At 67.2% G+C, this 21414-nt stretch carries 16 protein-coding genes and 1 tRNA gene; 8 read left to right on the top strand and 9 right to left on the bottom strand.

Features of this window, described 5'->3' with window-relative positions:
- Positions 1 to 37: 37 nt before the first annotated feature.
- The 4 genes from AB6V31_RS07940 to AB6V31_RS07925 all read right to left on the bottom strand — a co-directional run bounded on the left by AB6V31_RS07940 (position 38) and on the right by AB6V31_RS07925 (position 4369).
- Positions 38 to 1039, bottom strand: a complete 1002-nt coding sequence (locus tag AB6V31_RS07940) for a glycosyltransferase family 4 protein (protein ID WP_369364954.1) — start codon at positions 1037 to 1039, stop codon at positions 38 to 40.
- Positions 1036 to 2079: a polysaccharide pyruvyl transferase family protein gene (locus AB6V31_RS07935; RefSeq protein ID WP_369364952.1), complete on the bottom strand. Its 1044-nt coding sequence runs from the start codon at positions 2077 to 2079 to the stop codon at positions 1036 to 1038. Before AB6V31_RS07935 ends, AB6V31_RS07940 begins: the two co-directional genes overlap by 4 nt.
- Before the next feature lie 29 nt (positions 2080 to 2108).
- On the bottom strand, positions 2109 to 3581 hold the full coding sequence (locus AB6V31_RS07930; protein WP_369364950.1) for an oligosaccharide flippase family protein: 1473 nt from the start codon (positions 3579 to 3581) through the stop codon (positions 2109 to 2111).
- 714 nt (positions 3582 to 4295) lie between these two features.
- A tRNA-Met gene (locus AB6V31_RS07925) sits at positions 4296 to 4369 on the bottom strand.
- A gap of 83 nt (positions 4370 to 4452) precedes the next feature.
- Here AB6V31_RS07925 and AB6V31_RS07920 point away from each other — a divergent pair.
- From AB6V31_RS07920 to AB6V31_RS07910, 3 genes are all read left to right on the top strand, one after another.
- Positions 4453 to 4950 carry a DUF6328 family protein gene (locus tag AB6V31_RS07920; protein WP_369364948.1) on the top strand — a complete coding sequence of 166 codons (498 nt, stop codon included), beginning with the start codon at positions 4453 to 4455 and terminating at the stop codon, positions 4948 to 4950.
- Positions 4947 to 5753 carry a carbon-nitrogen hydrolase family protein gene (locus AB6V31_RS07915; RefSeq protein WP_369364946.1) on the top strand — a complete coding sequence of 269 codons (807 nt, stop codon included), beginning with the start codon at positions 4947 to 4949 and terminating at the stop codon, positions 5751 to 5753. The genes AB6V31_RS07920 and AB6V31_RS07915 overlap by 4 nt, the downstream gene beginning before the upstream one ends.
- A gap of 229 nt (positions 5754 to 5982) precedes the next feature.
- Positions 5983 to 7278, top strand: coding sequence for a hypothetical protein (locus AB6V31_RS07910; RefSeq protein WP_369364944.1), 1296 nt, complete (start codon positions 5983 to 5985; stop codon positions 7276 to 7278).
- A 338-nt stretch (positions 7279 to 7616) separates the two neighbouring features.
- Here the strand turns inward: AB6V31_RS07910 and AB6V31_RS07905 are convergent, their stop codons facing one another.
- Complete coding sequence (locus AB6V31_RS07905; protein WP_369364943.1) at positions 7617 to 8648, bottom strand: acyltransferase family protein; 1032 nt, start codon at positions 8646 to 8648, stop codon at positions 7617 to 7619.
- A 220-nt stretch (positions 8649 to 8868) separates the two neighbouring features.
- Positions 8869 to 10074, bottom strand: coding sequence for an aminotransferase class I/II-fold pyridoxal phosphate-dependent enzyme (locus AB6V31_RS07900; protein WP_369364941.1), 1206 nt, complete (start codon positions 10072 to 10074; stop codon positions 8869 to 8871).
- A 148-nt stretch (positions 10075 to 10222) separates the two neighbouring features.
- On the opposite strand from AB6V31_RS07900, the gene AB6V31_RS07895 reads away from it, so the two are divergent.
- Positions 10223 to 11752: a S1C family serine protease gene (locus tag AB6V31_RS07895; protein WP_369364939.1), complete on the top strand. Its 1530-nt coding sequence runs from the start codon at positions 10223 to 10225 to the stop codon at positions 11750 to 11752.
- 71 nt (positions 11753 to 11823) lie between these two features.
- Here the strand turns inward: AB6V31_RS07895 and AB6V31_RS07890 are convergent, their stop codons facing one another.
- Positions 11824 to 13167, bottom strand: a complete 1344-nt coding sequence (locus tag AB6V31_RS07890) for a phosphotransferase (protein WP_056230562.1) — start codon at positions 13165 to 13167, stop codon at positions 11824 to 11826.
- A gap of 77 nt (positions 13168 to 13244) precedes the next feature.
- Positions 13245 to 14183 (bottom strand): hypothetical protein, encoded by a 939-nt coding sequence (locus tag AB6V31_RS07885; RefSeq protein ID WP_369364937.1) that lies wholly within the window; start codon positions 14181 to 14183, stop codon positions 13245 to 13247.
- A 1072-nt stretch (positions 14184 to 15255) separates the two neighbouring features.
- On the opposite strand from AB6V31_RS07885, the gene AB6V31_RS07880 reads away from it, so the two are divergent.
- Genes AB6V31_RS07880 through AB6V31_RS07870 form a run of 3 tightly spaced genes read left to right on the top strand, consistent with a single transcriptional unit; the run spans position 15256 to position 18434 of the window.
- Complete coding sequence (locus AB6V31_RS07880; RefSeq protein WP_369364935.1) at positions 15256 to 16578, top strand: ABC transporter ATP-binding protein; 1323 nt, start codon at positions 15256 to 15258, stop codon at positions 16576 to 16578.
- Positions 16579 to 16586: 8 nt separating this feature from the next.
- On the top strand, positions 16587 to 18116 hold the full coding sequence (locus AB6V31_RS07875; RefSeq protein WP_369364934.1) for a hypothetical protein: 1530 nt from the start codon (positions 16587 to 16589) through the stop codon (positions 18114 to 18116).
- Positions 18117 to 18167: 51 nt separating this feature from the next.
- Positions 18168 to 18434: a DUF3039 domain-containing protein gene (locus AB6V31_RS07870; protein WP_056230575.1), complete on the top strand. Its 267-nt coding sequence runs from the start codon at positions 18168 to 18170 to the stop codon at positions 18432 to 18434.
- 579 nt (positions 18435 to 19013) lie between these two features.
- Here AB6V31_RS07870 and AB6V31_RS07865 read toward each other — a convergent pair.
- A complete protein-coding gene (locus AB6V31_RS07865) occupies positions 19014 to 20339 on the bottom strand; it encodes a nicotinate phosphoribosyltransferase (protein WP_369364932.1) in 1326 nt (441 codons plus the stop codon).
- Between the two features lie 242 nt (positions 20340 to 20581).
- On the opposite strand from AB6V31_RS07865, the gene murI reads away from it, so the two are divergent.
- The gene (gene murI / locus AB6V31_RS07860) at positions 20582 to 21400 is read left to right on the top strand and encodes a glutamate racemase (RefSeq protein ID WP_369364930.1); all 819 of its coding nucleotides are present in this window, start codon (positions 20582 to 20584) and stop codon (positions 21398 to 21400) included.
- Positions 21401 to 21414: the final 14 nt, after the last annotated feature.

Raw genomic sequence — 21414 nt, 5'->3', positions numbered from 1 at the left:
TCTACCTCCTCGTGAGAAATGAATAAGTGCGACACGATCAATCGGGCAAGGCGGCGACGATATCGCCGATCGCTGAGGACATTGTCTTCGTGGAGTGTGACGTCTGCACCCGATGTTGGCCAGCGCGTCCCAGATCCCTCAACTGCTGGGGGCTGTCCAGGAGTCCGACGACAGCTGCTGCCATGGCGCTTGCGTCGCCAGCTGGCGTGAGGCGGCCGGAGGCCTCGTCGACATAATCAGACATCCCGGGTGTGTCTGTCGTGACGACTGGCCGTCCTGTGGCCGCCGCCTCGAGGGCGACGGTCATCCCGGACACGTGATGATTGAAACGCGTAGCGATAGCCACGATGCAGGCGCGGCCGTAAAGATCGCGCAGATCTCGATGAGAGAGGCGTTGCACGCGAACAACACCAGCGGGCACCGGATGGTCGGAGGCAGTCTGAACTACGACCTGGGTTTCCGGTCGGGCGGCCTTGATCTCAGCCATTGCGGCGTACAGCGTTGGTATGTCTCGATCGCGGTCGCCGCCGGCGCTTAGTACAAGCGGCTGGGGAGGGAGGGGCGTTGGCCTGTAGAAGTCCGTGTCGATACCAAACTTTAAGAAGTGCACCGGTGGGCTGTCGAGGCCGAGAAACGCTTTCACCAACGCGACCTGGGGGCGACTAAGGCACCACAGCGCACTCGCTTGCCTAAGGGCCCTCCGGTAGAGGGCTTTGACTGCTCGGTCTCGCGCGTTTACTGGCGGGTCGGTATTCCAGATCACGCCCCCAACTACGTGCTCGAATTGACGGGAAGCTACGAGCCGAGAGACGCTACTCTCTTCCCACCCGATCGCCACACTTCGCCTCTCCGATTGACGAGTCCAAAGTCGGGGTAGGAATGCGTTGCTCGACAACGGGACGGTTTGTAGATCATACCGATCGTCGAGGCGGTCCAGGCCGTATGGCCAGCGATCCGGTCGTTCCCCCTGCGCGTGCAACGTCTCCCACTCTGCAATGTCCCATGCGGCGGGAAAGCCTATCGAGACGGTGCGGGTCATCGGTTTTCCACTCGGTTCAGAAAATCTGACGAAAGGACGTCGGTTGCCTTGGGAGCGAAAGTCCCCGAACGAAGCACGTGCGTGTAATTCTGGAAGATCGGCCCGATTTTCCCGTAGTTGTTCTCCGTAACGACATACGGAACGCTGAGTAGGCCAGCCAGCACATGCGCATGCAGTCTGTTCGTGATGACTGCACGCCTGCCTCGCACCAGCGTCAGGCCAGCCAGAAGGTTCTGCTTTCTATTGAATTCGTTGGCGTGCCGGATAACGCGAAACATGAGCGCACTATTACGGAGCCAGGGGACGACCCGGGCTAACCGTCCTGGTACACGCGTCACTCTCCACAGGGCTTTCTGCCAACCGGTCAGGCGCCAGTCGCGCACCTCGTCAGACGGCCCAAGGTGCAGTTCGATCTCCGCGGCGAGATCTCCAGCCGCTTCCTTGTCTTCGCGCGCCAAGACAAGGATGCCTCGACTCTTCCCGCGCGTTTGAGCCTCTCTGGGTGTCCAACCGAGCGCCATGTCGGGGCACAGTCGAACATTCACATCGGGCAGAGCAGTACTAGCCCTCTCGAGAGAATCCGTGTCGCGGACGAGCAAGGTGAAGTCGGGATGTGCTGAAAGGATCGCATTGGCCTGCGCCGCGCGCGATGGGGACTGGAAGTACACGGTCTGCGGGAGCTGAACGATGCGGCGGTCGTGATTGTCAGCTACGACCCGTTCACGAAATTCCTGAAACGACGGCCATACGTCCCCGAAGTTTCCGCCTCCATGCAGCAGAATCGGTGTGCTGGGAGCGAGTCGATCCAAGAGCTTGCGGCTGTGCCGGAAAATATCAGCTTCGTAGGCCACTCGAACGTGAAGCCGTTTCAGATACTCAATCTCTCCCTGCCAGATCATGTTGTCTCCGACATTCTCATGGGTCGGTATGTCTAGCAGAACGACCTCAGAAGCGCTCGACAGGGTGTCCTGCAAGACAGAGGAAGTGAACGCCCGAACTGCGTCAAGCGATTCGAATACGGGAAAGGCGGTTTCGCTCACCTAGATATTCCATTCCGGAGGACGGTTGGCTACAGCTTCGCGCGAAGAAGCTCGCGAATTCGCTGGGTGGGAAGGTGGTTTCGCAACATTATTGCGAAGACCACCGCGGATACTGCAAATGTGAGCGTACTGTAGAAGGAAAGTGGTTCCAGTCCAGCGAAGAACTGTATTACCGCCGCGACGAAAGCGAGTATGGCGGAGGCGCTGACTATCGCGAAAATTGCGAAGATACCACTTGCCCGCCAATCATCAGCCCCTAGCTCGAGCACTGAACGAGCCCGCCAAAGGTAGAGGGGTGCAATGAGCGCGAGGGGGGCGCTGAGGGCCAGCGCGGCGCCGACGATTCCTAGACCGTGCACCAGCGGGAAGACCAGCGCGGCGAAGGCGACAAGCCAGGTGAGTTGGATTAAGAAGAACGCCCCCGGACGTCCGAGAGCGTCGCCGGCGGGAACCAGCGGAATCTGTATCGCGTTGACGACGAACCCGACGAGGAGCACGATCATTGTCAGCGAGATGGTGGCAGTCGGAACGGAGGCGCCGAGCCAGAGATGGACGATGTCGCTCGCGCCGAATACGAGGACGCCTGCGCCGAGCGCGGACGCGCCGAACGCCGCCGCGCAGAGAGTCGTCAGTATTCGTCTGGCTCTTGGGGGGTCCTCTACAAATTGCCGGCTGAGAGTCGAGCGAAACGGGTCGACGATCCAGGTGAGTAGCTGGCGGGCAGCCGTGTAGACCCGAAATGCTGCGTTGTAGTAGGTCACGTCGCTTGGGCCCATCAGGCTGCCCACAACAACGGTTCCCAGCTGAAGGATCGTCGCTCCTACAAGCGCGACCCCGAAAGAGCGGATACTGTAGCGAAGCATTTTTCGCAGGGCGCTGAAGGCGCCGTGTCGGAAGGAAATCTTCAACAGCTTGCGCCTCGCAAGTGCGATGACCGCCGCTGCGTGAGGAGTAATCGCGGCGATGACTTCGGCAGCCGCAAGCCAAACGATGCTGTCAAAGACCAGGCACGCAGTTAATGTGCCAGCGCAACGTACTGCAATCCCGATGGACTGATTTCTACGTTCAACAGGGAGAAGCCCCGACCCGATCAGCGCTGAGGCAAATGGTGAGACAAGAAGGCACGCCAGCATGAGGGTCGCTAGGAGTGCGAGGGCGTTGGCGTCGGCTGACGACACTCCTGCCGCACCTGCGTTCGACGAGGTGATGAAGATGGCAAGTACTGCGAAGAGCGGTACCACCGCGGTTGCGACCAACATGTTCCACATCAGCCCGCCAGACACGTACTGGGAGAAGGTGTGGCCTTGGACTCCCGCTCTCGAACGGGAACCGAAATGGACAATGGCAGATCCGACACCCACGTCGGCGTACTGGAGGTAGACAGAAACCGCGGAGACTAGAAGCCAAAGTCCGTAAGCCCCGCTACCAATGGTTGCGATCACCAGAGGAAGCAGAGCCAGTCCGACAACGATGCCAAGAAGGCCTGCGCCGGCGCTGCTCAAGATGCCAGCCGCACCACCGTGCTCCTTGTCGCGTCCGCGGAGGGGTCTGCGGGAGGGGGAGCCCGTTCTGTTACCCATCGGCAGGGTGGGCGGTGCCGGTACTGGCTGAGATCCGAGCTGAGAAGTCTGGTGAGCCAAGCGGGTTTGTACGTGCGCTCGACCTTGCCGAGCTGTTGCTGAGGTCGCTCGACATCTGGCGGGGTCCCTTCTTAGATTGCTTCATCTTCCGCTCTCCTGGGCTGAACGCTATCAGCAGGCTAGAAACGCTCGATCACCTTCGCGTGAATATTGCATTTCTTCTGATGAGGATCTGGGACTGAAAGTGACGTCTTACGTTCTGTTCGTGGGTGTCATTCAGCTGCGTTGTGTAGCGGTCCGAAACAATGCCATCTGCTGGACTGAGAGCCTTCTCAGAAGGGGGGCGACCCTCTGCATGGTTGCGTTCATCGCCAGCGGCAGTCGCCTGGATCACAGCGGTGTCGAGAGTGGGGTCCCCGCGGAACGTGAGCGATGGAGTCGAGGCACAGCGCGAAGCGGGACCTTGCGCGTACTTGTATAGAGGAGAGTCCAGAGAGCGCTGCGGCGGTCTCATCAACTAGATGCATCGCGACCCTTGCCGGAGCTTCGGGGCGACGACGCGTCAACAACGCGCTCGAGCGAATCAGCCAGATAGAGAGAAGGCCCCGGATCGTACGATCCGGGGCCTTCTTATTGTTGCGGGGGCAGGATTTGAACCTACGACCTCTGGGTTATGAGCCCAGCGAGCTACCGAGCTGCTCCACCCCGCGGCACAAGAGAAAACATTACCTACAGATGAACGAACCCGCAAATCCGCGCATGCTGCCCGGGAGTGTCGCGAGAGAATAGGCTGGTGAGCACTGATATCGATGACCTCGCCGACGGGCGGCCCGAAACGCCGGCACAGCGAGCCGACCGCAACTGGAGCGAGATTCTGCAGGAGTTGCGGGTGTTGCAGACCGGCACGCAGATCCTCACAGGGTTCTTGCTTGCCCTAGCGTTCCAAGCGTCGTTTAGCGAGCTCGAGACCGCCCAGCGTTTGCTCTACCTCGTGCTCATCTGCCTCGCCGCACTGAGCGCGGTGGTAGCCCTCGCACCGGTGGCGCTCCACCGCGCCGTGTTCCACCTGCAGGTTAAGCCTGCGCTCGTGAGGGTCGCGCACGACGCCCTCCGCGCGGCGCTCGCCCTGGTCTCTCTCTTGTTGGTCGGTGTGGTCGCGTTCGTCTTCGACGTCGTCGTAGGGTTTTGGGCGGCCGTGGCGTCCGGGGTCGTGCTCGGCGTGGTCATCCTCGTACTGTGGATGGTGGTGCCGATGGTGGTCCGGCACCGGGGGAGGGAGAGCGCGCAATGAGTCACGAGACCCTCGGAATCGCCGTCGCACAATTCGCACCGTCGGCCTCTCGCGAAGGCAACCTCGCGGTCATCTCTGACCTTGCCCGCGTGGCCGCCGATCGCGGAGCCGACGTCGTCGTCTTCCCGGAGTACTCCAGTTACTTCATCGACCCCTTCGATCCCTCGCTCGCCGAGAATGCTGAAGATCTCGACGGGTCGTTTGTGCGTACGCTGACGGCGCTCGCAGCCGAGCTCGACCTGGTCGTCGTTGCAGGCCTCCTCGAGAAGGCGGACGACGGTCGCCGGGTGCGGAACACCGTTGTAGCGGTAGGAGCCGGTGGCATTCGATCTGTGTATCGAAAGCTGCATCTCTACGACGCGTTCGGTCAGCGTGAGTCTGATTGGGTGGAGCCAGGGGAGATCGCACCGCCCCAGCTGTTTGAGGTGCGGGGCCTGCGGTTCGGTCTGATGACGTGTTACGACCTGCGGTTCCCCGAGGTGTCGCGGACGCTGGCCGACGCAAGAGTCGACGTGGCACTAGTTCCCGCCGAATGGGTGCGTGGTCCGCTGAAGGAGCACCATTGGACAACGCTGCTGTCCGCTAGAGCAATCGAGAACACGTTCTTCGTGGCCGCGGCCGATCACCCGCCACCGCTCGGTGTCGGGCATTCGATGATCGTCGACCCACAGGGAGTCACGCTGGTACAAGTCGGCACGGCGATCGATGTGGCGGTAGCGCACGTTGATCTGGCTGCGGTTGAGCGTGTGCGACGTGTAAATCCCGCGCTGGAGCTGAGGCGATATCGAGTCACGCCTCGCTGAGCCCGTGGAGCCTCAATACAGCTGGAGGCGTTGATCAGTTCGCCGTCGCAGGAGGAGTGACACGCGGTTGCTCCGCTTCTTCGCCGTGCGCACCGCAACAGGGCTTTACGTCTACGGGCGCAATGTCCGCTGCGAGCCGGCCAGCCTGATAGTTCAATGTCACTTAAGTGGTGGCCGGCGTCTCGAGGTGACCAGCCGCGGCGACCTCTGCCTCGGTATGATCCCAACCATGAGCTCACCCACCGCCCCCGCCATCAGGGCGGTTACGGTGGGCGAGCGCTTCCTCGCCGGGGCAATCATGTTTCTGCTTGTCGTGCACGTCCCCGGCTTCTCGCTCGTGCCGATTGCGGTCTTCCCCGCGCTGTTTCTCGCCGTCCCGTTCTTCCATAGCGCGCCGCTCGCGGCGAAGAGGTTGGCGGCCGCGACGGCCGTTGCTCTCATTTCCGGTGCCATCGTTGCGGGCGTGACAACATCGATGGGCAATCGGACGTCGTCAATCGCGGTCTGGGGACCGATCGTTCTCTGGGTGATCTGCATTCCCGTCCTCGTCGCGGCTGCAGCATGGTCGCTCCGGCGCATCTCCGTGCGAGTCGGCGTGCTCCTCATGCTCGCTGGCGGTATTGCTAGCTCAGCCATTGCGTCGTTCGAGTGGAAGGGCACGTTTGGCATCTTCGCGACGGCGTTCCTCCTGGTCCTATTCGCCGGTCGCGGCTTCATGTCATTCATCGCCCTCGGTGCTGTGCTTGTCCTCAGCGCGACGAACGATGCCCGCTCAATGGCCGTGGCGGCGGCGGCGTCCTTGCTTGTTCAATGGATCCTTCGCGAGCGGCGAAAGCCACGAGGCAGCGTGCAGCGAGCGGTCCGAATCATGGTGATTGGAGCCGTCGCGGCGGGCCTCGCAGTATGGGCTATGGCATCCGGGGTAGCGGGGCAACAGGTGCAAGCGAGGACCCTGGACCAGCTCGAGAAGGCCAACCCGCTGTTCGGCGTTCGCGCGGAATGGGCGGCCACCACGGCACTGGCCGAGAACCACCCGTTTGGTTTCGGCGTCGGCGTCGCCCCCTCCGACTCCGCGATCGGAGAAGGCATCCTCGCCGTACGTGCTGCTGGCGGTGACTGGACGTCGCGCTACTTCAGCAATGTCGTCTTCGGAGAGCGCGTCGACCTGCATTCGACGCTCGCCAATCTCTGGTTCCACTTTGGCGTCGGCGGTGTCGTGGTGGCCATCGTTGTCGGGGTAATTCTGTTTCGTGGTGTGCGCGACGCTGCAGACAGTGCACGGGTCTTCGGCATGGGCGGCATCTTCCTGATGCTCATGGGTATCTGGGATCTATTCTTCTCGCCGATGGCGGACGTGGGACGCATCATCGCGGCGATCGCTGTAGCGTTCGCTGTCGCGGATATACGCGGGAGAGCCCGGGCTGCGGCTCGGGCGATTAGCGAACAAATGACGAACGGTCCGGATGGGAAGACGCCGGAGGTTAAGACCAGCATCCGCCGCGAGTTGAGTGGTGGAATGAATTAGCTTCTACTCGCTTGGTACGTCACGCTCTATAGCGGGCTGGCAGCATCGGGCGAGATGGGGCACGGAGCGTGCTGGCAGCAAACCGTTGCGTACGCACTTTCGCCAACGTGCGGCCAATCAGATACGAGCGGACATCGCGAAGCCGATAGGAGCGCAACCCCGCCAACGGTGACGCGAGAACAGTCGTACCTACTTGCTTGGAGCAGTAGCTGTGGCCCGTGCCCGTATCGTGCCCGACTTCATCACTCGACAGTAGATCGCGCCGCCAGCGGCGACACGGCCTTCGCGGTCCTGCGCGCTTCGGCCTACGAGATTCGGTTGGTCTTCAGTGCGACTGCTCAGGCATGTACTCGCGCCTCGGATCTTGTGAGTCGCCTGCCAAGGTCGATCGACGGCTTTTCCACGAAGTGATGTGCTGCCCAGGCGACGACTAGCGACAGCGCGACGGTCACGAGGACGAACACGGGAGCTGGGAACCCGAACGGGAGGAGAGCTGTCATGACTATCGTGTGGACGAGGTAGAGCGCGTAGCTGATCTTCCCCAGCCAAAGGATGCTGTCAGGAGTCTCACGATTGCGGAAAAGATAGAAGGCCGCGAATAGGGCCAGGCCGACCGCGTAGGAGGCGTCGAACCCCACCGGCGTCCATGCGCTCGTTACCCCGTTTCCGTCGTACTCGAGGAAGTATCCAAGCACTGGGACGCCCAACATTGCAGCGATTCCGAGGGGCACGAGCGCCTTCGATCGCTTCTGATCCCAGAGATAGAGGGCGAAGCCGAGCGACGCCGTGAACATCATCAGCGGAACAACTGCTGTGAAGTCGCTGCCCCGTATGAAGTTCGAACCGGCCATCGTGCCGAAAAGTGCGAGCCAGAACAGCCCGAGCCAGACGGTCCAGTCCAGACGTCTCAGCAGCTTCCCTGCCACGGATTGTGCGTAGAAGACAATCTCGATACCGAGGGTCCACGCAACACCGAGAATTGTCGATACTCCAATAAAGCCTTGAAGCATCGTCACGTTTATGGCTATAACGAGCAGGCTGTAGTCGATCGGTGCGGAGCCAGTAATAGCGACGGTGATCACAAAGCCGATAGTCGCTGCCCAATAAATGGGATACAGCCGCCAGAACCGTCGCACGGAGAACACGCGCGGGGATTGCTTCGAAAGGGTAAGGCCTACAACGTAGCCGCTGACCAGGAAGAATGCGACGATTCCGACACGTCCTGCGTTGACCCACTCGACTGACCAGCGAGCGTACTCGGGGTAGGCGAGTTCGAGCGGGTGCTGGATGGCGACCATGAGGGAGGCAACGCCTCGGATGCCATCGATGTACTCGATTCGGCCGGCACGAACGATTGCGGTCTCGGTCACATCCGGATCATATCGAGCCCTCATTGCGCGCCGGTTTCAGCAGCTATCAACCTGCACTATTTTTTGCTCACGCTGAGGCGGCTGCGCTCAACGCGCACCTTCTGTTCAACATCGACGAAGCTTGCGAAATATCCCACCCCCGGGCTTCGTCGCCTGCCGCCGAGAGGGGCGCCAACCGCCCACACCGGGTATCTCGCTGCGTTTCGAGTCACCACCCGCCTCAGTTGAACGTCATCCCCGCCAACCGCCCCGCCGCATCCTCCAGCACGTCCACCCGCTTGCACGCGGCGAAGCGCACCAGGGTGGCGTAGTCGCCGCGGTGCTCCGGTGTGACGAAGGCGGTGAGCGGAATGCCGGCCACTCCGGCGCGGGCGGGCAGCTCGCGGCAGAACGCGTCGGCGTCGGTGGCGCCGAGTGGGGCGGCATCCACCACCGTGAAATACGAGCCCGCGGGGGAGGACACGTCGAACCCCGCCGCGCGGAGCCCCGTGCCCAGCAGGGCGGCCTTGGCGGCCATCTCCGACGCGACCGAGGCGAAGAAGGCACCGGGCAGGCGCAGGCCGACGGCGATCGCCGGTTGGAAGGGCGAGCCGCCCACGTAGGTCAGGTACTGCTTGACCGCGAGCACGGCCGACACGAGATCGGCGGGGCCGGTGACCCAGCCGGTCTTCCATCCGGTCAGCGAGAACGTCTTGCCGCCCGACGAGATCGACAGGGTCCGCTCGGCCGCCCCGGGGAGCGTCGCGATCGGCACATGCGGCCCGTCGAACACGAGGTGCTCGTACACCTCGTCGGTGACGATGATCGCGTCGTGCCGGTGGGCGAGACGCACGACCTCGTCGAGCACCTCGCGAGAGAACACCGTGCCCGTCGGGTTGTGCGGGTCGTTCACGAGGATCACGCGCGTGCGATCGGTGACGGCGGATGCCAGGCGCTCGAGGTCGGGCTGGAAGTCGGGCCACCGCAGGGGCACCGGCACGAGCTTCGCGCCCGAGAGGGCTACGCAGGCCGCGTACGAGTCGTAGTAGGGCTCGAAGACCACGACCTCGTCGTCGGGGGAGTCCACCAGGGCGAGCAGGGTCGCGGCGAGCGCCTCCGTCGCCCCGACCGTGATGAGCACCTCGCGCTGCGGGTCGAGCTCGATCCCGTAAAAGCGCTGCTGGTGCTCGGCGACGGCGGCCAACAGGTCGGGAAAGCCGCGCCCCGGCGCGTACTGGTTGACGCCCGACGAGATGGCGGCGCGGGCGGCATCCAGCACCGCTTCGGGCCCGTCCTCGTCGGGAAATCCCTGCCCCAGGTTGAGAGCCCCGGTCGCGGTGGCGAGGGCACTCATCTCGGCGAAGATCGTGGGGACCGACGAGCCGTCGGGAGCGAGCAGGCCCGCGCCGCGGGCGGTGCGCTGCCAAGCGCCGGGGATGTGTCGCATGGATCCAGGATGCCGCACGGCGCGCCGGCGCAAGCGGGAATGCCTCGCGGTCCCTTACTGCTAGACCCATAGAGAGGGCCCACGCCCGTCATAGGTGGTCCACAGGATTGGTGGTCATCGTAGAAGCACCTGGAACAAGGAGCATCCCATGAGCGACAACACGGACAACCGCCCCGCGGGCGACCACAACAGCCACCTCGACAACTCCGCCGCGAACGGCGCCGTTCCCGCGTCGCCGCAGCCCGAGTCCACCACCCCCGCTGCGCCGCGCTACGACGTGCCGCCGGTGCCCACGCGTTCGCCGGCCTCGGCCGCCGCCGCCTGGCCCCCGCCCGCCGCCGGCACCGCACCGCAGCACCCCGGTTATGCCTCGGCCCCCACGGGTGCGACGACGCCGACCGGTCAGGCCTTCGGCCCCGCCGCCACCGACGCGCACCCCACCCTCGCGATGCCGTCGTCGACGTCCACCACCCCCCGCAAGAAGAGCTCGGTGCCGCGCGTCGCGGCCCTTCTCGTCGCGGCCGCCCTCGTCGGCGGTGGCGCGGGCCTCGGCGGCACCTACGCCGGCCTCAACCTCTGGGGCGGCTCCAACACCTCGGCGGCGTCGGGCCCCTCGGCCATCACGGTCAACAACCCCGACAGCGTCAACAACACCTCGGCGGTCGCCGCGAAGGTCGTCCCCAGCGTCGTCACCATCAGCGCGACGGCCGGGCAGTCGGGCGGCACCGGTTCGGGCGTGATCCTCAGCCAGGACGGCTACGTGCTCACCAACACGCACGTGGTCACCCTCGACGGTCAGAGCGGCAGCGCGAAGATCTCGGTCACCACCTCGGACGGCAAGGTCTACTCGGCCAAGGTCGTCGGCACCGACCCCACCTACGACCTCGCCGTCATCAAGCTCGACAACGCCTCGGGTTTGACTCCGATCGAATGGGCCGATTCGTCGAAGCTCAACGTCGGCGACAACGCCATCGCGATCGGCGCCCCGCTCGACCTGCCGAACACCGTCACGACCGGTATCGTCAGCGCGCTGAACCGTTCGATCCAGGTCGCCTCGTCGGCCGCCCCGAGCGACGGCACCGACCAGCAGCAGCAGGAGCCGGGTCAGGAGAGCCCGTTCCGCTTCGACTTCGGTCAGGGCCAGGAGCAGCAGTCCGCCAGCCAGACGATCAAGATCGCCGTCATCCAGACCGACGCCGCCATCAACCCCGGCAACTCCGGCGGAGCGCTCGTCAACAACGAGGGCAAGCTGATCGGCATCAACGTCGCCATCGCGAGCGCCGGCGGATCGTCGTCGGGCGGACAGTCCGGCAACATCGGCGTCGGCTTCTCGATCCCCTCCGACATCGCGAAGCGCATCTCGCAGGAGATCATCGACAACGGCTCCGCCACGCACGGCCTGCTGGGTGCCTCGGTTCAGGATGCCGCCTCCATCCAGGGAGCGACCACGACCGGTGCCTACATCGCCGACGTCTCCAGCGGAGGGGCGGCGCAGGCTGCCGGACTCCAAAAGGGCGACGTGATCACCAAGGTCAACGGCATCCCGGTGACGAACTCCATCGACCTCACCGCCCAGGTGCGCGCGCTCGCCGCGGGCAGCAAGGCCGAGATCACCTACAACCGCTCCGGCCAGGAGAAGACCGCCGAGGTCACCCTGGGCTCGATGCCCACGAGCTGACCTGCTCCGAGCAACGAAAACGCCACCCCGCCAGACAGTGCGGGGTGGCGTTCTCGTGAGGGAGTGAGCCGTCAGCGCAAGGGCGCCAGGCGCCCGATGGCGGCGAGGGGGATGCCCACCCAGTCCGGGCGATTTCGCGTTTCGTAGATCGCTTCGTACACGGCCTTGTCGAGTTCGAACGCCTCGAGCAGGGGATCGTCGTCGGTGCGGGGGCGACGCGTCGTGTCGGCGTATCCGTCGAGGAAGGCCTGCTGCGCGGCGATGACCCACGCGCGCACGGCCTCGCCGTCGTCGTCGGCCACGGCACCCGAGACGTAGTCGAACGAGCGGAGCATGCCGGCCACATCGCGGACCGCGACATCGGGCTGGAGGCGCTCATTGATCGGACGAAGGGGCTCGCCCTCGAAGTCGAGGAGCACCCATCCGTTCGAGGGCGTGTCGAGCACCTGACCGAGGTGCAGATCGCCGTGAATTCGCTGCAGAGCAGGCCATTTCGCGGCCAGAGCGCGGGCGTAGACGTCGCGGATCTGCTCCTCGTAGGGCTGCAGAGCGGGCACTTCCCCGAGCGCGATCGTCAGTCGTCGCTCCCAGGCACCGGTGATCGCGGAGCGATCGGCCTCGCTCGGATCGAGGGTCGAGAACTGCTCGGCGAGCGCCACGTGCATGCCAGCGACGCTCGCTCCGAGGGCGTACGCGCGGTCGGCGAAGTCCTCTCCGGCGGCCGCGGCGTCGAGCGCGACGCGCCACGCATCTTCGACTCCCTCGAAGAATTCCTGAGCGAAAGCGAGCGATCCGCTGACCGGAACACCCTCGGGCGTCATCCAGATTCCGCGGACTTCGCCGATCGCTCCGGGCACGAAAGCGGCCCCTCCGGCGGCGAGAGCGGACTGCAGCTCGACGTCAGGATTAATCCCCGGATTCACCTGCCGGAACAACTTGCAAATGACGGGTACACCCGGCTCTTCACCCTCGGGCCGGTAGATGATCGAGGTGTTCGACTGCTCGCCGCTCAGCACGCGCGCGGTCATCTGCGGAGCCAACGCCCGCCCGCCCGTCGCCCCGAGCGGAATACCCCGGAACCCGTCCTCGTCCGAACCCACCTCGCCGCCGACCGTCACCAGCGCGTACAGCGCATCGGTGAAGGCGGGGTCGGTCGTGGCATCCGTCCACACGAGCCCGTCGTCGGCGGCGCCGATCAGACTCCCGGGAGGAACGGACCCCTCCGGCCGGCGCGCAACCGGCACCTGGTACACGATCGCCGGTTGCACGGCTTCGTCGCGCACCAGCAGCAGTCGCGCATCGGCGGCATCGAGCGGCCAGTCGGCCACGAGAGTCAGCCGCGGATCGCGGCCCTTCGTGCCGTACCAGCGCTGACGCGGCATCCAGACAGCGAGGAGATCGAGGAGGTCGCCCATGTCGTGAGGCTAACGCGCGGGTCTTCGCATCGCGAAGGTCTTGCGCGCGCCCCCGTGTCGATGAGAAAGGGTGAGCTTCAGGATGCCGACGTGCGGTCGTCGTCGCCCGCCTCGAGCCCCGACTTCTCGGGGCGGTTCTTGCGCCCCGGGAGGGCCTTGCGGGCCAGCGAACCCGTACGGCGACCGGCCCCGGCGATGGCCTCACCGACGCGGCGGACACCGCCCACCGCGGCGCGTTCGAGCCGCTCGCTGCCGGGCGTGGGCTCGAGGTCGGCCGGGAGCGCGAGCGGGGGAGTGCCGAACGCGCGACGGGCGTTGACGAGCACGCGACGGCCGAGGATGTGGTTGCCCGCACCTCCGACGACGGCGCCGACGCCGAACGGCAGCGCCTTGCCGATCCACGACGCACCGCCGCGCGTGGCGAACTGCCGCACGAACGTCGTCTTGAGGCGGTCGACGAGCGGCCCGACCATGGCGCGGGGGAGCGTCTTGGTCACCATCTCTCCCCAGTAGCTCGAGCGCGAGACGCCGCGACCGGCGGCCTGCGACGCCAGCTGCGACACGAGGTCGATGCCCTCTTTGCCGAGCATCAGCGCGAGCACCAGAGCGCGGGCGCGGTCGGGGTCTTCGACGACGACCCCGTGCACCTCGGCGACCGATTGCGCGTAGAGAGCCGTCGCCTCGAGGAAGCCCACGGTTTCGACCCCGCTCAACGCGAGCGTCACGCCCGTGCCGATGCCGGGCACCACGGCCGTGGCGCCGACTGCAGCTCCACCCGTGGTGACGGCCGCGAGATAGCGGCGCTCGAGGATTCTCAGGATCTCGTCGACGGTGGCATCCGGATGCCGCAACCGCACGCTGCGCAGGTGCGCGAGCACCACGGGTCGCTGCACCGAGAGCACGCGATCGAGCAGACGGATCGTTCGCGGGTGCTCCTCGGACCCCACCGGCGGGAGGCCCCCTTTCCAGGGGGCGTCGTCGGGCAGGGTGTGGATGCGGTGCACCTTCTCAGCCATGTTTCCATCCTCACCCCGGTGGCGATTTGGCCGGGGGCGGTTGACGGCGGGGCGCTCCCGGGGCGCGACGGGGCGTGAGGGGTCAGGAAGCGACAGGATTTGACCTTTCATGCGGAGCAGGACGGAAAGCCGGCCGGATGCCGAAAACGACGTCATCCGTTCAGATGAAATGTTTCGCACTGGTCGCCGGGCCTTTCGTTATCTGTGAGTGTGTGCGGCGCGCGACCAGGCGTCGGTCGGTGTCGGAGGGGGTTGGTAGTTTGGTGCGATGACAGCGTCGCTGCCGGTGCCCCCCGAAAAGTCCTCTTCAGATACCGAGGGCGCGTCGGCGAGCGCCGAAGCCTCGATGTCGCCCCCGCCCAAGCCCCGCGCTCCGCGGACGACGACCCCGCGTGCGCCCCGGCGCCCCGCCGCGGCGACGGCGTCGGACGACGCCGAGTCCGAGTCGGCCACGGCGCCCAAGCCGCCGGCGAAGCCGCGTGCCCCGCGCACGACGGCCGCGCGCGCCGCGTCGGGCACGTCTGCGACCGCCCGCACGGCCGCCGCGAAGAAGCCCGCGACTCCGCGAAAGCCTGCTGCCCCGCGCACCACGGCCGCGTCGAAGGCCGCGGGTGCGAAGCCCGCCGCTGGAGCGAAGCCCGCCGCTGGAGCGAAGCCCGCCGCCGGAGCAAAGCCGGCGGTTCCCAAGAAGCCGGCCGCCCCGCGTCAGACGGCGGCGGCGAAGGCAGCCGCGGCGAAGGCTGCAGCTCTCAAGGCCGCCCAGGACGAAACGTCGACGACGGCGACCGGTGCGGTCGCGCCGAGTGTCGGCATCCCTCCGCTGCTTCCCGATGACATCGTGGTGCCCCCGCGTCCGCCGCTGCCGGGTGCTGAGCCCTCGGGCGAGGCCGCGCCGGCTGAGGTGGTGGTCGAGGAGCCCGCTGGTGACTCTGCGGCTGCGCCGGAGGCGGCGGTCGGGGAGCCCGCTGGTGACTCTGCGGCTGCGCCGGAGGTGGCGGTCGGGGATCCTGCGCCTGAGCTGGCTTCGGCTGGGGCGGCTGATGCTGACCTGGAACCGGCGGATGCGGAGCCTGTGGCTGATCCCACGCCCGCCGATGTCGCCGTCGAAGAGCCCGTGGTCGAGGCCACGGACGCGTCGGTGTCCGAGTCTGGGCCCGTCGACGCGGCGGAGCTCGAGCCCGCTGAGGCGTCTCCGTCGGAGTCTGCGTCTGCCTCGGCGCTCGCCGCCGAGCCGGTCGCCGAGATCGTCACCGAGAAGCCGCTCGAGGACGACGCCCGAGCCGAGGTCTCGGGCGACGCGTCGAGCGCCGTCGCCGAGTCCGCCGGCACCTCCGACATCGACGACGCGGCCGAGCCCCACGACCCGACCCCCGCCGACGTGCACGTGGACGAGGTCGCGGCGGGGTCGAACGAGTCTGAACTGCTCGTCGAGGGTTTCGCCCCCGACGGAGCGGACGCATCGGTCGAGGCCGAGGAGACGCCCGAGCCCGAGACCGCCGTGTTCGCTGCCGCCTCGGCTGAGTCGAGCGACGACGAGGCGAACGATGACGCCGCCCACCACGGCGACGACCTCGAGCCCGCGGTCGTGGCTGCGCCCGCGGTCGATGGGGTCACGGCATCCGCTGATGAGACCGCCGTCCCCGCTCTCGCGCTCCGGACGATCACGAAGAGCTTCGGCGAGCTGCGGGCGGTCGACGCGATCGACCTGACCGTTCCCGCCGGTGCGTTTTACGGTCTGGTCGGCCCCAACGGTGCCGGCAAGACCACGACCCTGTCGATCATCGCGGGACTGCTGCGACCCGATCGCGGCACCGTCATGATCAACGGCGTCGACGCGGGCAAGCGCTCGCGCGAGGCGAAGAAGCTCATCGGCGTCCTGCCCGACCGGCTGCGCACCTTCGACCGACTCACGGGCCGTCAGCTGCTGTCGTACTACGGCGCCCTGCGCGGGCTCCCCGCCCCGCTGGTCGAGAGCCGCACCGCCGACCTCGCCCGCGCGTTCGACCTCGTCGAGGCGCTGTCGCGTCCCGTGTCGGACTACTCCGCCGGTATGACCAAGAAGGTCATGCTCGCCGGCGCGATGATCCACTCGCCGCGCCTGCTCGTGCTCGACGAGCCGTTCGAAGCCGTCGACCCCGTCTCAAGCGGCGTCATCCTCGACATCCTCGGCACGTACGTCGAACACGGCGGCACGGTCATCCTCTCGAGCCACGGCATGGAGCTCGTCGAACGCGTCTGCTCGCGGGTCGCGGTGATCGTCTCGGGTCAGGTGCTCGCCGAGGGCACCGTCGACGAGGTGCGCGGCGAAGGAACGCTCGAGGAGCGCTTCCGCGAGCTCTCGGGTGGGCTCGGCGACGTGGAGGGCCTCGAGTGGTTGCACACGTTCTCCGCCTGAGGCTCGCCATGATGCTGGGCGCCCTGCGGGGCGACCGGCGCGAAGTCATCCGGCGTGCCATCGGCGTGGTCATCCTGATCGCCGCCACCGTCGTGGCCGCGATGAGCGCGGCCGGTCTCGCGGATGCCAGCAGCCTCACCACGGCCGTCGTCACGGTGCTCGCGGGCTCGGCGGTGACGCTCGGTTTCGCGGTCGGTCCGCCCGTCACCGCGTCGATCGACCCCCTCGACCCCCGGCGCTTCGCCGTCGTCGGCCCCGAACCCCGCCCCCTGGCCGGAGCGCTCCTGCTGGCCGGCTTCCTCAGCGTCCCCGTGCTCGTGGTCCTCGCCCTCGGGGTGAGCCTCGCGGTCGCGTGGGGCGCTCACGGCGCGTCGGCCTGGGCGAGTGTGGCATCCGTGGTCCTGGGCCTCGCGACATGCGTCTTGTTCGCACGGGTGAGCATGGCGCTCGGCGCTCTCGTCCAGCGCCCCCGGCAGTCGCGCGAGCTCATCGGCGTGTACCTGGTCGCCGTGCTCGTCGTCGTCGTGCCCGTGGGCGTCTTCCTCGGTTCGCTCGAGTGGCGCGGCGCCGTGCCCTCGCAACTCGCGTCGGCCGCCGAGGTGCTCGCGTGGACGCCGATCGGCGCCGCGTGGGGCATCGCCCTCGCGCCCTCGGCCGGAGCCGCCGTGGGAAGCTTCGTCGTGGCCTTGGCCACCGTGCTCGTTCTCGCCCTGGCGTGGTTCGCGCTCGTCAACACCTTGCTCACCACGACCCGCCGCCCCATCGCTGTGCGCGAGCGCGGCGGTCTCGGGTGGTTCGCGATCCTGCCCGGAACGCCCGGGGGAGCGGTCGCCGCCCGCAGCCTCTCGTACTGGCTGCGCGACCGTCGCTACATCGTCAACGTCATCATCGTGCCGATCGCCGCCGTCGTCTCGACGGTGCCGCTGCTGGTCGCCGGGGTGCCGTTCGAACTCGCCGTCCTCTTGCCGGTGCCGATCATGGCGCTGTTCTTCGGCTGGCTGCCGCACAACGACCTCGCCTACGACTCCACCGCGCTGTGGATGCACATCGCCAGCGGCATGCGCGGGGCTCCCGACCGCATCGGACGACTCGTTCCGGTGCTGCTCATCGGCATCCCGATCCTCGCCATCACCCTGCCGCTCGCCACCGTCGCCCACGGGCGCTGGGCCATCTTCCCCGCCATGGTCGGCGTCTGCGCGGCGCTGTTCCTGGCCGGGCTCGGACTGTCGAGCATCTCTTCGGTCGTCGCGCCCTATGCGGTGTCGCGGCCCGGTGACAGCCCGTTCCAGCAGCCGCAGCGCACCGGCTCGGGCGGCGTCGTCGCCCAGGGTCTCGTGATGGCCGGGGCGATCGCGGCGGCCTCGCCCGCGGCGTGGCTCACGTGGCAGGCGATCAACGGTCAAGAGATCGACTCGATGCTCGCTCTCTGGGTCGGCGTCGGCGCCGGAGCAGTCGTGCTCGTCATCGGTGTCACCGTCGGTGCGGCGCTGTTCGAACGTCGCGGAACCCGGCTCATGGAGTTCGCCGAAGCGACCTGACCTCGCACCGCACCGACCGCTCGGGGCGTACCGCGGCTACACTGGCTCTCCATGAGCACGCCTCTCGACAGTCCTGACAGCGGGGGTCTCGCGACCCTGGATCGTGAGCTCGAAGAGCTCATCCGCGAAGAGAACATCGAGCCCGGTGATCACGAGCGCTTCTCGCATTACGTGAAGAAGGACAAGATCCTCGAGTCCGCCCTCAGCGGCAAGCCGGTGCGTGCGCTGTGCGGCAAGAAGTGGACGCCGGGGCGCGACCCCGAGAAGTTCCCCGTCTGCCCGCAGTGCAAAGAGATCTACGAGTCCCTCATCAACTGAGGGTTTCTCACCCCGCGTGAGGGGTCAGAAAGTGTCGCCGGCGCTGACGCACAGCGACACTTCCTGACACCTCACGCGCGTTTCGGACCTGGTGCGCGAGGCACCTTGCTTCACTTGCCGCAGTTTGTCGCAGCGCGGCCCGCCCGGTGGCCATTCGCGGCAACTCAACCCGGTGAGGGTGGCGGACTCGCGCGCCATGGCCGCGCCCCGCTTCACTTGCCGCACTTTGTCGGTGCGCGGCCCGCCCGGCCGCCATTTGCGGCGACTCAACCCGGTGAGGGTGGCGGACTCGCGCGCCATGGCCGCGCCCCGCTTCACTTGCCGCGCTTGGTCGGTGCGCGGCCCGCCCGGCCGCCATTTGCGGCGACTCAACCCGGTGAGGGTGGCGGACTCGCGCACGCGCCACGGCCGCGCCCCGCTTCACTTGCCGCGCTTGGTCGCTGCGCGGCCCGCCCGCCCGCCATTCGCGGCAACTCAATCAGCCAAAGTCCCTTGCGCGCGTGGCTCACCTTCCGGGGGCTACGCGCACGCGGCGACAGTTTTTGACCCCTCACGCGCGGCGGGGCGGGCGAGCGCGGCTCACTCGGCGTTGCGGTACTCCGTCGGGAGCGCGGGGTCGGCCTTGCTCAGCGCGAGGGCGCGCACGGGCAGTTCCTCGCGGACGCGCGAGTGATGAGCCCGAGCGGCCTGCACTCCCGCTGCGCCGAGGGAGGCGGCATCCGCTTCTCCGTCCTCCATGAGCGCGGTCTGCAGCGCACGGGCGTCGGGGTGCTCGGCCGCGGTCGAGAGCTCTTCGAAACCGTCGCTGACGATGATCAGCTCCGAGGTCGCGGTGCCCGCGTCGAGGGTGCGGAAGGCCGCCTTGCGACCGCCGTGCGAGGCCTTCTGAGCGGATGCCTTGGCCACACCCACCCACGAACCGTCCGCGGCCTCGCGGGCGACGAGTTTGAAGACCAGGCCCGCCGTCGGAACGCCCGACCCGGTCGCGACCGAGGTCCCGACGCCGTACGAGTCGACGGGGGATGCCGCGAGTGCAGCGAGCGCGTACTCGTCGAGGTCGCTCGTCACGGTGATCCGCGTGTTCGTCGCGCCGAGTTCGTCGAGCAGCGCCCGCACCTCGCCCGCGACGATGGGCAGGTCGCCGGAGTCGATGCGGACCCCGCCCAGCTCGGTGCCCGCGACGCGGACGGCCGTGCGCACACCCTCGGGGATGTCGTACGTGTCGATGAGCAGGGTCGTGCCCGGGCCGAGGGCCTCGACCTGCGAGCGGAAAGCGTCTTCTTCGGTGTCGTGCAGCAGCGTCCACGCGTGGGCCGCGGTGCCCATGGTCGGGACTCCCCAGCGGCGTCCGGCCTCGAGGTTGCTCGTCGCCGAGAACCCGGCGATGTACGCCGCGCGGGCGGCAGCGACGGCGGCCTCTTCGCTCGCGCGCCGCGAGCCCATCTCGGCGAGGGGACGCTCGCCCGCGGCCACGGTCATGCGGGCGGCGGCGGTGGCGACGGCGGAGTCGTAGTTCAAGATGCTCAGGGCGAGCGTCTCGAGCAGCACCGCCTCGGCGAAGGTGCCCTCGATCGTCAGCAGCGGCGACCCGGGGAAGTAGACCTCGCCCTCGCGGTATCCCGTCACCGAGCCGGTGAAACGGTAGTCGGCGAGGAAGTCGATGGTCGTGGCATCCACCACCCGGTTGTCGCGCAGGTAGCGCAGCTCGTCATCGCCGAAGCGGAAGTCGCGGATCGCCTCGAGCAACCGCCCCGTGCCCGCGACGACGCCGAACCGGCGCCCGCCGGACAGGCGGCGACCGAAGACCTCGAACACGCAACGGCGCGAGGCCGTGCCGTCGCGGAGCGCCGCGTCGAGCATCGTGAGTTCGTAACGGTCGGTGTGCAGGGCGGTGCTACGGCTCATTCGGTCAGCCTATTGCGACACTCGCGGCACATTCGGGCGTCGCCGCGACGCTTGACATCCCCGCGGCGACACAACTCCTGCAGATCCCGGTCCTTCCTGGCCGGATGGCGCGCTGCACTCTCGTACTGCAGGAGTTGTGCACGCGTGCATCCCGCAACGGCCCTGCCGGCAACCCGCCTCCGCGTCTCGCACGCGGGCGCACCCGCCGCCCGCCCCACCCCCGCCCGATAGGCTGGGTCCCTATGAACGACGCGCCGATCGGGATCTTCGACTCAGGAGTCGGCGGCCTCACCGTCGCCCGCGCGGTCTCTCAACAGCTGCCGCGCGAGTCCATCCTCTACATCGGCGACACCGCGCGTTCGCCCTACGGCCCGAAACCCATCGCCGACGTGCGCAAGTACTCGCTCGAGGTGCTCGACACCCTCGTCGAGCAGGGCGTGAAGATGCTCGTGATCGCCTGCAACACGGCGTCGTCCGCCATGCTCCGCGATGCCCGCGAGCGATACGACGTGCCCGTCGTCGAGGTCATCGGCCCCGCCGTCCGCACCGCCATGTCGACCACCCGCAACGGCCGCATCGGCGTGATCGGCACGGTCGGCACCATCGGATCCCGCGCCTACCAGGACATGCTCGAGGTCAACGCGAACCTCACGGTGTTCGCCGAGGCCTGCCCGCGGTTCGTCGAGTTCGTCGAGGCCGGAGTCACCGACTCACGCGAGGTGCTCGCCACCGCCGAGCAGTACCTCGCCCCGCTCCGCCACGCCGGCGTCGACACGCTCGTGCTCGGCTGCACGCACTACCCGTTCCTCGAGGGAGCCATCAGCTACGTGATGGGGCCCGACGTGAGCCTCGTCTCGAGCGACAGTGAAACCGCGAAAGACGTCTACCGTCAGCTCGTGTCGCGTGATCTTCTCGCGAGTCCGGATGCCGTGCCCACCGCCCGCTACGAAGCCACGGGCTCATCGGCCGACGACTTCGTGCGCCTCGCCCACCGCTTGATGGGCCGCGAGGTGCGCGAGGTGCAGCTCGTGCAGACCGGCGCCATCGACCTGCCGCGCTGAGGCGTGGCATCCAT

Origin of the sequence: Microbacterium sp. 16-032, assembly GCF_041079455.1 — a bacterium.
GTDB classification, from domain to species: Bacteria; Actinomycetota; Actinomycetes; order Actinomycetales; family Microbacteriaceae; genus Microbacterium; species Microbacterium testaceum_A.
This window is presented reverse-complemented; position numbering and strand designations above follow the sequence as displayed.

Bases quoted from the DNA above. Each gene is read 5' to 3' on its own strand.
- AB6V31_RS07885 (WP_369364937.1), bottom strand. From the start codon at position 14,183: ATGGCTGAGAAGGTGCACCGCATCCACACCCTGCCCGACGACGCCCCC.
- AB6V31_RS07875 (WP_369364934.1), top strand. From the start codon at position 16,587: ATGATGCTGGGCGCCCTGCGGGGCGACCGGCGCGAAGTCATCCGGCGT.
- AB6V31_RS07865 (WP_369364932.1), bottom strand. From the start codon at position 20,339: ATGAGCCGTAGCACCGCCCTGCACACCGACCGTTACGAACTCACGATG.
- AB6V31_RS07895 (WP_369364939.1), top strand. From the start codon at position 10,223: ATGAGCGACAACACGGACAACCGCCCCGCGGGCGACCACAACAGCCAC.
- AB6V31_RS07915 (WP_369364946.1), top strand. From the start codon at position 4,947: ATGAGTCACGAGACCCTCGGAATCGCCGTCGCACAATTCGCACCGTCG.
- AB6V31_RS07940 (WP_369364954.1), bottom strand. From the start codon at position 1,039: ATGACCCGCACCGTCTCGATAGGCTTTCCCGCCGCATGGGACATTGCA.
- AB6V31_RS07870 (WP_056230575.1), top strand. From the start codon at position 18,168: ATGAGCACGCCTCTCGACAGTCCTGACAGCGGGGGTCTCGCGACCCTG.
- murI (WP_369364930.1), top strand. From the start codon at position 20,582: ATGAACGACGCGCCGATCGGGATCTTCGACTCAGGAGTCGGCGGCCTC.
- AB6V31_RS07890 (WP_056230562.1), bottom strand. From the start codon at position 13,167: ATGGGCGACCTCCTCGATCTCCTCGCTGTCTGGATGCCGCGTCAGCGC.
- AB6V31_RS07910 (WP_369364944.1), top strand. From the start codon at position 5,983: ATGAGCTCACCCACCGCCCCCGCCATCAGGGCGGTTACGGTGGGCGAG.
- AB6V31_RS07900 (WP_369364941.1), bottom strand. From the start codon at position 10,074: ATGCGACACATCCCCGGCGCTTGGCAGCGCACCGCCCGCGGCGCGGGC.